The organism is Stenotrophomonas sp. STEN023 (genome assembly GCF_056760135.1).
The window spans coordinates 1-11,494 of the sequence record NZ_JBRREF010000121.1; the positions used below are offsets into that span (position 1 = coordinate 1).

Here is an 11,494-nt window from a genome sequence, read left to right on the forward strand (position 1 = left end):
GGTGCGGGTTGGGTTTCTGGGGGGGGCGCTTTTCCGCGGGGCCCGCTATATACCGTCGGGTTTTCCCCCTTTTATTTTTTTGGGGGGCGGGGCGGCCCCCCCCCAAGCCGGTGCCCCATCAGGTCACCGGCTTGCCTGCAGTTCATTGATATCGGCTTCGCGGCTTACGCCGCTCCCACAAGAACACCGATATAGCCCGGGAAAGCCCCTTGCCGAGCATGGCTCGGCACTACAGGGGTTTGTCTTCCGCGGCGGGCTTTTCTTTGGCTTCTGGCTTCGTGGTCTCTGCCGGCTTCGCGGCCTCCGCCGGTGCAGCAGGCTTCGCTTCTGCAGCAGGCTTCGCCTTTGCCGCCGCTGCAGCCTGCGCCGCCGCCACCGAGCCTGGGTGCTTGAGTTCCTGCAAGGCCGACTGGATCGGGGCGTCGCCCGGCAACACCACGCCGGCCTTGCTGCCAACCGCTTCGTCGTCACCACGCAGGTGGCCCGGCAGCTTGGCTTCGCTGTAGTCGCTCAGACTGGCCGGCAGGTCGTTCGGGGTGTTGGCCGGATCCGGCATCAGTTCCACATCCGGCACGATGCCGGTGGCCTGGATCGAACGACCGCTGGGCGTGTAGTAACGGGCGGTGGTCAGCTTGACCGAGTCGCCGTTGTCCAGCGGCAGCACGGTCTGCACCGAACCCTTGCCGAAGCTGCGGCTGCCGACCACGCGGGCGCGGCCGTTGTCACGCAGCGCGCCGGCCAGCACTTCCGAGGCGCTGGCCGAGCCGGCGTCGGCCAATACCACCAGCGGTGCGCCCTTGAGCAGGTCGCCCGGGGTGGCGTCGAACTTGGCATCGCTGATCGAGATGCGGCCGCGGGTGCTGACGATGCCGCCCTTCTCCAGCAGATCATCGGCCACCTGCACCGCGGCGGTGAGCAGGCCGCCCGGATTGCTGCGCAGGTCCAGCACCAGGCCCTTCAACTTGCCACCGGCCTGCGCCTGCAGCTGGTTCAACTGCTTCTGGAAATCAGCGCCGGTGTCGGCCTGGAAGGTGCTGATGCGGATATAGCCATAACCCGGCTCCAGCATCTTGCTGCGCACGCTGGTGACGCGGATGGTCTCGCGCATCACGGTGACATCGAAGGGCTTCTGCTCGCCACGGGCGATGGTCAGCACCACCGCGCTGCCAGCCTTGCCACGCAGCGGCTCGCTGGCATCGATGGCATTGATCGGGGTGCCGTCGATGGCCACGATCAGGTCGCCGGCCTGCAGCCCGGCGCGGGCGGCCGGGGTATCGTCGATCGGCGATACCACCTTCAAGGTGTTGTCCTGCTGCAGCACCTCCACACCGATGCCTTCATAGGCACCGCTGGTCTGCTCGTCAAAGGCTTCGGCGTCTTCCTTGTCGAAGTAGGTGCTGTGCGGGTCCAGCTCCAGCAGCAGGCCGCGCACGGCCGACTGCATCAGCTTCTTGTCATCCACCGGGTCCACATAGGCCGCGCGCACGGCGTTGTAGACGCCGACGAAACGACGTATCTCATCCAGCGGCACGCGTGAGGTGACCGATTCCTTGGCATCGGGATCGTCTGCCCTGGACACCTTGTCCGGGGCGCTCTGGGCCAATGCAACAGCCGGTGACAGGGCCAACAGCAGGGCAGCAGCAAGACGGGCTACACGCATGAACCACTCCATGAGAAAACGGGTGCGCAGCAAACACGCAGGTCCCGATTATGCGCGAAGCCCGGCTAAATTCTCGTTGAACCGGTGGCGCTGCCTGCGCCAGCACTCAGCGGGGGTTACTGCCGCTGCAACCAGGTTGCAGGATCCACCGGCTGGCCGTTGCGGCGCAGTTCAAAATACAGCGCGGTCACGCCCTGCCCACCGGAGTTACCGACCTTGGCTACCGCGTCGCCGCGCTTGATGGTGGCACCGGCATCCTTCAGCAAGGTGTCGTTGTGTGCGTACAGGCTCATGTAGCCGTTGCCGTGGTCGACGATCAGGATCATGCCGTAGCCGGTCATCCAGTCGGAGAACACCACCGTGCCATCGGCCACGGCGGTCACGGTGCTGCCAGCAGGCGCGCCGATCAGCACACCAGCGCTGTTGCGGCCATCCGGCAGGCGACCGCCGTAACGGGCCAGCAGGTTGCCCGATAGCGGCCAACCCAGACCACCAACCCGTGGTGCCGGCGCGTTGGCGACCACCCGCGGCGGCACCTTGCCCGGCGTGGCCCGGGCCGGGCTGCGCGTGCTGCCGCTGTTGGCAGCTGCGGCCTGCCGCGCCTGCTCGGCGGCACGACGGGCGGCCGCACGGCGCTCGGCTTCGGCACGGGCAGCGGCGGCACGCAGGCTGGCCAATACCTGCTCCAGCGCGCGCGCGTCCTTGCCCAGCGCCTGCTCGCGCTCGCTGCGATCCTGATAGCGGCTGTCCAGCTCGGTCAGCACGCTGGCGCGCTGGCGGCGGTCCTGGGCCAGGGCAGCAGCCTGCTGGCGCTGCTGCTCGCGGGCCTGCTCCAGTTCCTTGCTACGGGCGACGATCTGCTGCTCGGTGCTGGTCAGCGCCTGCAGGTCGGTGGTCAGACTGGTGATCGCACGGGCGCGCTCACGCTGCAGATAGCGGTGATAGGCCAGCTCGCGATTGGCATCGGCGACGGTGTCCTGCGACAGCAGCAGCTTCAATGGTGCGTGGTTGCCCAGCTGGTAAGCGCCGCGCAGCAAGGTTGCCAGTTGCTGGCGCTGCTGGGCCAGGCCGCTTTCCAGCGTGGTTCGGCGCTGCTGCAGTGCACTCAATGTCTGCTGCTCCCGCTGCACGGCGGCCTCAGCCTCGGCCACCGCACGGCCACTGCGGGCGACCTTCTGGTCGGCGTCACGCAGGCGCTGGTTGGCTTCACCACGCTGCCCTTCCAGCTGGCGCCGCTCCTGCGACACGCTCTTGAGCTCGCCGCGCAGTTGCTGCAGTTTCTTCTCGGTATCACGCGAGTTGTTCTGCGCCAGCAGCGGCCCGGCCAGCAGGGCCAGGACCAGCAGGCAACTGCCACGCCACTGCGGCAGGGCCGCAAGCCGATGGGGACGGGGCTGGTGACTGGGCTGGCGCAAAGAGGTTCCAGTGACTTCAGGCAGATGCGGATTGTACCCAAGCGTGGTGCCATGCCACCCAGTCCATCGACATTTCCACAGTGGAGATCTCATGAAACGTCTATTTCTGCTCCTGCTGCTGAGTGCCAACGCCCCGCTGGCACTGGCCAGCGACGACATCAGCAAGGTCAACGGCAGCATCCAGACCCAGAGCAACACCACTTACGGCGACCTGGACACGGTCAACGGCAGCATCCAGCTGGCCAGCAATGTGCAGGCGCGTGGCGTTGAAACCGTCAATGGCGGCGTGCGCACCGAAGACAACGTGCAGGCGCGCAACATCGAAACCGTCAACGGTGCGATCCGCGCGGGCCGCAACCTGGTCATCAGCCGTGGCCTGGTCACCGTCAACGGCGGCATCTACGTCGACCGCGGCGGCCGCATCGGCGGTGGTGTTGAAACCGTCAACGGCAGCATCGGCCTGGTCGCCACCCAGGTGGATGGCGACATCGAGACCGTCAACGGCGACATCACCGTTGGCATCGATTCAGTTGTCAAAGGCGGCATCAAGGTCAACCGTCCCTCGTTCGGCATCTCGCTGACCGCACCGCGCAAGCCACGGATCGTGATCGGCCCGAACGCGGTGGTCGAAGGCTCGCTGGTGTTCGAGCGCGAGGTTGTGCTGCTGGTACACGACTCGGCGAAGATCGGTCCTGTGACCGGTGCCACGCCACAACGTTTCGACAGTGAAACCGCGCCACGCTGAACGCGCATTGCAGGCCAATCCTGCCTAGAATCCGGGTTCGACCTTGCAATCCGGAGTTCTCATGCAACGCAAACTGTTGTTGTGCCTGGCCGCGACCGCGGCGCTGGCCGCCTGCAAGCAGGAGGCACCGGCACCGGCGGCCTCCGCGCCCGCCCCTGCACCGCCGCCGGCGCATACCTTTGCCGGTGGCATCAATGCCGCCGACTTCGGCGAGCTGGTGAAGACCCTGGCCTCGGATGAATTCGAAGGCCGCGCCCCGGGCAGCAATGGCGAAGAACTGACGGTCAACTACATCCGCGACCAGATGCAGCGCATCGGCCTGCAGCCGGGCAACGGCGACAGCTGGTTCCAGGAAGTGCCGATGACCGAAACCACGGCAGATCCGGCCACCGTGCTGAAGATCCAGCAGGGCGGCGCCAACCGTGACCTGGTGTTTGGCACCGACATGGTGATCGGCACCCGCAGCGGCCAGCCGGAAATCAAGATCGACAACAGCGATCTGGTCTTCGTTGGTTATGGCGTGGATGCACCCGAGCAGAACTGGAACGACTACACCGGCCAGGATTGGAAGGGCAAGACGGTGGTGATGTTCGTCAACGACCCCGGCTTCCACACCGACGATGCCAAGTTGTTCGATGGCAAGCGCATGACCTATTACGGGCGCTGGACCTACAAGTTCGAGGAAGCTGCGCGCAAGGGCGCCGCCGCCGCGCTGATCGTGCACGACAGCGCTGGTGCCTCCTATGGCTGGGACGTGGTGAAGAACTCCTGGGGCGGTGCGCAGTACGACCTGCCCGCAGCAGAAGACAGCCAGCCGCGCCTGCAGGCACAGGGCTGGCTCAGCGCCGAGGCCGCACGCAAGCTGTTCGCCGATGCCGGGCTGGACCTGGACAAGGCCTACAAGGACGCCAGCAAGCGTGGCTTCAAGCCGGCACCGTTGAACGCGCAGCTGTCGCTGGACCTGAAGAGCACCATCGCGCAGAAGAAGTCGCGCAACGTGGTCGGCGTACTGCCGGGCAGCAAGCGTGCCGACGAAGCCGTGCTGTACATGGCGCACTGGGACCACCTGGGCAAACACGAGGGCGAGCAAGGCGACAACATCTACAACGGTGCGGTCGACAACGCGACCGGCGTGGCCGGCATTCTTGAAGTGGCCGATGCGATGGCCCACCAGCAGACCCCGCCGGAACGCTCGGTGGTGTTCCTTGCAGTGACGCTGGAGGAATCGGGCCTGCTCGGTTCGCAGTACTACGTGAACCACCCGACCTTCCCGCTGGACAAGATTGCCGGCGTGATCAACATCGATGCGATGTCGGTCAATGGCCGTGCGCGTGACCTCACTGTCACCGGCTTCGGCAGCTCCGAGCTGGAAGACCTGCTCAAGCCGCTGGCCGCCAAGCAGGGCCGTACCCTGCATGCGGAAAGCTCGGTGCAGAGCGGCTTCTACTTCCGCTCCGATCACTTCAACTTCGCCAAGGCCGGCGTGCCTGCGCTGTATGCGGATGGCGGCGAAGACCTGATCGACGGCGGCGTCGAGGCCGGCAAGCGTGCCGCCGAAGGCTATGGCAAGGACCGTTACCACGGCCCGAAGGACGAGTACGATCCGGCCACCTGGAAGCTCGACGGCATCGTCGAAGACCTGGAACTGTTGTACGGCGTTGGCCAGCAGCTGGCCGGCGGCGACGCCTGGCCGAACTGGTACGAAGGCAACCCGTTCAAGGCCAACCGCGACGCGATGATGAAGAACAAGGACAGCAACGCGGCCAAGTAAGCTGCCGCTGATCGCGAGAACGGCGCCCTTGGGCGCCGTTCTTGTTTGGGTTGATACCTGTTACGGCGCTACGCACCAATCAGCAGCAGACACGTTGATGCAGAGCCGCTAACGTCAGCACTTCCCCGCCAACCCGCAGGTCGCTCGAAATGCTGCACCACGTTTCCTTCCCGGTACGCGACCTTGCCCTGAGCGGCGCGTTCTACGATGCCGCGCTGGGCGCGCTGGGTTTTCGCCGCGTATTCGAAGATGACACCGCCATCGGCTATGGCCTCGTCGACGATGAAGACCTGTTCTGCCTGAAGCTGCGTGATGACGCCAGCGCTGCAAGTGCGGGCTTTCATCTGGCCTTCGCCGCACCGGATCGCTCTGCCGTTGACCGTTTCCATGCGACTGCGCTGGCCATCGGCGGCAGCGACAACGGTGCACCGGGCCTGCGTCCGGACTACGGCGCGCACTACTACGCGGCGTTCCTGATCGACCCGGACGGGCATCGCATCGAAGCCGTCATCAACCGCTGAGTGGCGTAGCCCGGGTAAGCGCAGCGCACCCGGGAGCAGGAGATACGGCGGTCATTACCCTATGCGCCAACAGCCCCGGGGGCGCGGCGCTTACCCGGGCTACGGCGAGCACTGTTCACGCGTTCGGCAAGGCCAAACGTGCCATGCGCGCCTTGCGCACACCCGCCACCGCGAATACCACCAGGCCAGCCCAGATCAGGCTGAAACCAACCAGCTGGTTGGCATTGAAGGCTTCGCGGAACACCAGCACACCGACCAGGAACTGCAGGGTCGGCGCAATGTACTGCAGCAGGCCGACCACGGTCAGCGGCACCCGCCGCACGCCGAAGGCGAAGGCAATCAGCGGGATCGCGCTGACCGCACCGGCCAGCACCAGCAGCACGTCGTTGCCGACGCCCCAGCCGGAAATGAAACCGCCGCCATGGCCGGCCTCGGCCCAGATCACATAAGCCAGCGCCGGTGCCACCATGAACAGGCTTTCCACGCCCAGCCCGCTCACCGCATCGACAACCACCAGCTTGCGCAGCAGGCCATACAGGCCAAAGGTGATGGACAGGCCAATCGCGATCCACGGCGGACGGCCGCTCTGCCAGGTCAGCCAGGCCACGCCCAGCGCCGCCAGCGCCACCGCCAACCACTGCAGCTTGCCGAGCCGCTCACCGAGCACCATCACCCCGAGCAGCACGCTCAGCAGTGGGTTGATGAAGTAGCCAAGACTGGTTTCGACCACGTGGCCGGCATTCACCGCCCAGATATACAGGCTCCAGTTCAACGCGATCAGCAGACTGGACAACCCCAGCAGCCAGAACCGCCGTGGCGTTGCCCATACCTCGGTCAACCAGCCCCAGCCGCGCACGATGCCCAGCCCACCGACCAGCAGCACCGCGCTCCAGACAATGCGGTGGGCAATGATCAGGAACGACGGCACCTCCTTGAGCAGGTGCCAGTACAGCGGGAACAGGCCCCAGATGACGAAGGCCAGGGTTGTGGCCCACAGGCCGTTACGGGTTTCGCTGTTGCTGTTCATGCGCGACGCAGCCTTGCAAGGGTGATGACCACGACGCCGGCCAGGATCACCGCCATCGCGCCAAGATCGGAAACACTGAAACGCTCATGCGCGATCCACGCGCCCAGCGCCACGGCAATCACCGGATTGACGTAGGCATAGCTGCTGGCCAGCACCGGGCGCACGTTGTGCAGCAGCCACACATAGGCGGTGAAGGCGATGATCGAGCCGAATACGGTCAGGTAGCTCACCGACAGCAGACCCTGCAGGTTGGGCAGCGCACTGATGCGCTCGCCGCGCAGCAGGCCGACGCTGATCAGCACCACACCACCACACAGCATCTGCCCGGCGGCGGTCATGAACGGCGATGGCAGGTCGCGCCCTCGTGACCAGATCGAACCACCGGCCCAGCCCAGCGGTGCGATCAGCAACAGGATCAGCCCGGTCGGCGTTGCAGTCAGGCTGCTGCCGGCATTGAGCCAGACCACACCGACAAAACCAATGGCAATGCCCAGCCATTCGCCCAGCGTGGCCCTCTCGCCACGGATGGCCGAGAACAGCGCCATCCACAACGGTACCGAAGCCACCGCCACCGCTGCCAGACCGGAGGACACATCACGTTCGGCCAGCACCACCATGCCATTGCCGAGGAACAGCAGGCACACCCCCATCACCGCCACCGTCTTCCACTGCGCCCGGGTCGGCGCGGCGACGCCACGCCAACGCAGGAAGGCGTACAGCAGGCTGCCGGCGAGCAGGAAGCGCGTGCCGGAGATCACCGTCAGCGGCGGCAGCCCGCTTTCCAGCGCGAGATGAATGCCGAGATAGGTCGACCCCCACACCACGTAGACCAGGAACAAGGCCAAGACAACAAGGCCACCCCTGGGAGGAGCAGCCGGCGTGGATACGGGGGAGGACATGAGGCGGTGCCACCATTCGGGGGAAGGTGAATTCTAGGCCACCCGGGCACAGAGATCAGTCTGAAAAACGGCATGCTGTATTCGTTTGGCAGCTTACCTACATCATCCATACATGGTCTGCGCTAGCGTGAAGGCAACCGCCACGCCAGCACCGCGTGCATCGCCCGGCCATTGCCCCTCAAGCGAGGACAGCTCCTGCATGAACACCTCCACCGCCAGCGCACCGGCAGCATCCGACCGCGCCGCCCTGCGTCGCTCCATCTCCAACACCTTGAAAGGTTCGGCCGGCAATCTGGTCGAGTGGTATGACGTCTATGTGTACTCGGTGTTCGCGGTGTACTTCGAGTCGCAGTTCTTCTCGGCCGCCGACAAGAACTCCACGATCTACGTGTGGGCGATCTTCGCCGCCACCTTCCTGATGCGGCCGATCGGCGCCTGGTACTTCGGTCGTTTCGCCGACCGCTATGGCCGACGCCGCGCACTGACGGTATCGGTGACGGTGATGGCGGCCTGCTCGTTCCTGATCGCGATCACCCCGACCGCCGCCCAGATCGGTGGCGCGGCGGCGCTGATCCTGTTGTTCGCGCGGCTGGCGCAGGGTTTCGCCACCGGCGGCGAATACGGCACCAGTGCAACCTATATGTCCGAAGCGGCCATTCCGGGCCGCCGCGGCTTCCTGTCCTCGTTCCACTACGTCACCCTGGTCGGCGGCCACGTACTGGCACAGCTCACCCTGCTGGCAATGTTGTTGTGGTGGGACAAACCCGAGATCTCCGCCTGGGGCTGGCGCATCGCCTTCGGCATCGGCGGCATTGCCGCCATCGTGGTGTTCTGGTTGCGCCGGAGCATGGACGAATCGCTGACCTCCGACTCCATCGAAGCAGCGAAGGATGGCCGCGCCAAGGCTTCCGGCTCGATGTACGAGCTATTCGTGCATCAATGGCGACCGTTGCTGTTGTGCTTCCTGATCACCGCAGGCGGCACCGTCGCCTTCTACACCTATTCGGTGAACGGACCGAAGATGATCCAGAGCGCGTTCGCCGGCAACGATGTGATGACCGGCACCGTGATCAATCTGGGCGTACTCACCTTCCTGATGCTGCTGCAGCCGGTCGGCGGCTGGCTGTCGGACATCGTTGGCCGCAAGAGCCTGCTGGTGTTCTTCGGCGTCGGCGGCGTGCTCTACAGCTGGTACATGATCACCCAGCTGCCACAGCAGCATGATCCGCTGATGGCCTTCCTGGTGTTGGCAGTCGGCTTCGTCATCCTCACCGGTTACACCTCGATCAACGCCGTGGTGAAAGCCGAGCTGTTCCCCACGCATGTGCGTGCACTGGGCGTGGGCTTTGGCTATGCGATGGCCAATTCGTTGTTTGGCGGCACGGCACCGCTGCTCTATCAGGGCGCGTTGAAGACCGGGCATGTGGATACGTTTGCGATCTACGTTACTGCGGTGATCGCCGTGTCGCTGGTGGTCTATGTGTTCTTTCTGCAGAACAAGGGGCCGAACTGGTTGGATGGTACGCGGCGGTAAGGCAGTACAACCAATGGAGCCAACGTGGCTTTGGGCTTGGACGAGGGCAAAAAAAAGCCGGCGGACCAAGTCCGCCGGCCTTCTCATCACTCAGCGCCGAGCGGAATCACTCGCTTCACGCGCAGCCTCGAACTCCGCGCCCTTCTGCCAGGTCGGCCACTTCCTGCTGTTGGCCAGCTCCAGACCCATGTCATAAACCAGCAAGGTATCGGCGGCCAAACCACGCGCATCCCACTGCGGCGACCACGCATCGCAGGCCTGGTGATAGCACTTGGCGAAATAGGCATCACGCAGCGCGCGGCCGGCGGCAACGCCGCCGTCCAGCTTGTCCAGGCCTGCACCGACGGTGATCGCCGGCACGCCCTTGCGGGCAAACGCGAAATGGTCGGCGCGGTAGAAGAAACCGGCTTCCAGGTTCGGATCCGGCGACCAGCGACGGCCACGTGCCTGTGCAACGCGCTGCACATCGTCTTCCAGCGAAACCCGGCCATTGCCCCAGGTCGCGATGTCGGCGGTTTCACCGTCCGGGCTGAACATCTCGATGTTCAATACCGCCGCGGTGGTCTCCAGCGGTGCCAGCGGGTGCGCGGCGTAATAGCTGGCCCCAAGCAGGCCCTTCTCTTCAGCCGTCAACGCGATGAAGTACAGCGAACGCTGCGGACGCGGGCCGGCGGCGAATACGCGGCCCAGTTCCAGCACCGAGGCCACGCCGGTGGCGTTGTCGATGGCACCGTGACGCACGGTCTGGCCGGTAGCGTCCGCCTGGCCGATGCCGAAGGCGTCCCAGTGCGCGGAGAAGATCACCGATTCCTGCGGATGGCTGCTGCCTTCCAGCTTGGCCACCACGTTACGGGTGACCACGCGCTCGCGCTTGACCCAGAAGCTGGTGGTGAGGCTCGCGTCGCCGAGCTCAACAGGACGGAAGTCGGCCTTCATCGCCTTGCGCTTCTCGGCCTCGAAGTCCAGCCCGGCAGCGCTGAAGATGCGTTCGGCCAGGGCCCGCTGCATCCAGCCGCGTACCGGCGTATGCGCGGCCAGTGCCTCGTCCTGGCTGCGTTCGATATCGAACAGCGGCGAAGTGCCTGATGCCTTCACCGTTGCCCACGGATAGGCGGCAGGTGCGGTCTCGTGCACGATCAGCACGCCCTCGGCGCCGCGGCGTGCGGCTTCCTCGAATTTATAGGTCCAGCGGCCGTAATAGGTGACCGCCTTGCCGTCGAAGGCGCCCGGTGCATCGGTCTCGAAGTCGGCGTCATTGATCAGCACGACGGCGATCTTGCCACTCAGGTCCAGCCCCTTGTAATCGTCCCAATGCCGTTCCGGCGCGGAGATGCCGTAGCCGATGAACACCAGCGGCGTATCCTGCTGATCGACCACACCGAACGGGCTCAGGCTCTGCAGGGTGATGTCTTCACCGTTGACCAGCGGCACCGACTTGCCGTTCAAGTTCAGGCTGGCCTGTACCGGGCCGTCGACAGTGGCGCGGACCAGCGGTACTTCCTGCACCCAACTGCCGTCCTTGCCGCCCGGCTGCAGGCCAGCCTTGCGGAACTCGTCGACCAGATAGTCCACCGTGCGCTGCTCACCGGCCGAGGCCGGGGCACGCCCTTCGAACTCGTCCGAGGCGAGGATACGCACGTGCCGCGACAGTGCTTCCGGATCGATGCCACCGCCGGGCAGGTCATTGGCCGCCGAGGCAATGCCGCCGACAAACAGGCAGGAGGACAGCAGCAGGATGCGCATCGGGTTCACGGCAACTACCAACGACAGAATGAATGGCAGATTCTAACCGCCATTGCGCTTGTAGGCGCGACAGCGCTGTAGTGCCGAGCCATGCTCGGCAGGGGTTCTACCGGGAAGGCCTTGGTAGTGCCGAGCCATGCTCGGCAGAAGCTTTACCTGTGGAGCCCCTTGCCGAGCAT

At 65.3% G+C, this 11,494-nt stretch carries 9 protein-coding genes; 4 read left to right on the forward strand and 5 right to left on the reverse strand.

The window, feature by feature from the left end; all coding sequences use genetic code 11:
• Positions 1–229: 229 nt before the first annotated feature.
• Positions 230–1,660, reverse strand: coding sequence for a S41 family peptidase (locus ACVOLV_RS20940; protein WP_481556045.1), 1,431 nt, complete (start codon positions 1,658–1,660; stop codon positions 230–232).
• Positions 1,661–1,776: 116 nt separating this feature from the next.
• Complete coding sequence (locus ACVOLV_RS20945) at positions 1,777–3,075, reverse strand: murein hydrolase activator EnvC family protein (RefSeq protein WP_481556046.1); 1,299 nt, start codon at positions 3,073–3,075, stop codon at positions 1,777–1,779.
• Between the two features lie 91 nt (positions 3,076–3,166).
• Here ACVOLV_RS20945 and ACVOLV_RS20950 point away from each other — a divergent pair, with 91 nt between their 5' ends.
• From ACVOLV_RS20950 to ACVOLV_RS20960, 3 genes are all read left to right on the forward strand, one after another.
• Complete coding sequence (locus tag ACVOLV_RS20950) at positions 3,167–3,820, forward strand: hypothetical protein (protein ID WP_481556047.1); 654 nt, start codon at positions 3,167–3,169, stop codon at positions 3,818–3,820.
• Positions 3,821–3,881: 61 nt separating this feature from the next.
• Entirely contained in the window at positions 3,882–5,591 is a 1,710-nt protein-coding gene (locus ACVOLV_RS20955) for a M28 family metallopeptidase (RefSeq protein WP_481556048.1), read from the forward strand.
• Positions 5,592–5,740: 149 nt separating this feature from the next.
• Positions 5,741–6,112, forward strand: coding sequence for a VOC family protein (locus ACVOLV_RS20960; RefSeq protein ID WP_481556049.1), 372 nt, complete (start codon positions 5,741–5,743; stop codon positions 6,110–6,112).
• A 115-nt stretch (positions 6,113–6,227) separates the two neighbouring features.
• On the opposite strand, the gene rarD is transcribed toward ACVOLV_RS20960, so the two are convergent.
• Both rarD and yedA read right to left on the reverse strand, forming a co-directional pair.
• On the reverse strand, positions 6,228–7,139 hold the full coding sequence (rarD, locus tag ACVOLV_RS20965) for an EamA family transporter RarD (protein WP_481556050.1): 912 nt from the start codon (positions 7,137–7,139) through the stop codon (positions 6,228–6,230).
• Positions 7,136–8,038: a drug/metabolite exporter YedA gene (gene yedA / locus ACVOLV_RS20970; protein WP_481556051.1), complete on the reverse strand. Its 903-nt coding sequence runs from the start codon at positions 8,036–8,038 to the stop codon at positions 7,136–7,138. Before yedA ends, rarD begins: the two co-directional genes overlap by 4 nt.
• A 199-nt stretch (positions 8,039–8,237) precedes the next feature.
• Between yedA and ACVOLV_RS20975 the strand changes: the two genes are divergently transcribed.
• Entirely contained in the window at positions 8,238–9,572 is a 1,335-nt protein-coding gene (locus ACVOLV_RS20975; protein ID WP_481556052.1) for an MFS transporter, read from the forward strand.
• A 90-nt stretch (positions 9,573–9,662) separates the two neighbouring features.
• Here ACVOLV_RS20975 and ACVOLV_RS20980 read toward each other — a convergent pair whose 3' ends face one another.
• Positions 9,663–11,315, reverse strand: coding sequence for a M28 family metallopeptidase (locus ACVOLV_RS20980; protein ID WP_481556053.1), 1,653 nt, complete (start codon positions 11,313–11,315; stop codon positions 9,663–9,665).
• Positions 11,316–11,494 lie beyond the last annotated feature (179 nt).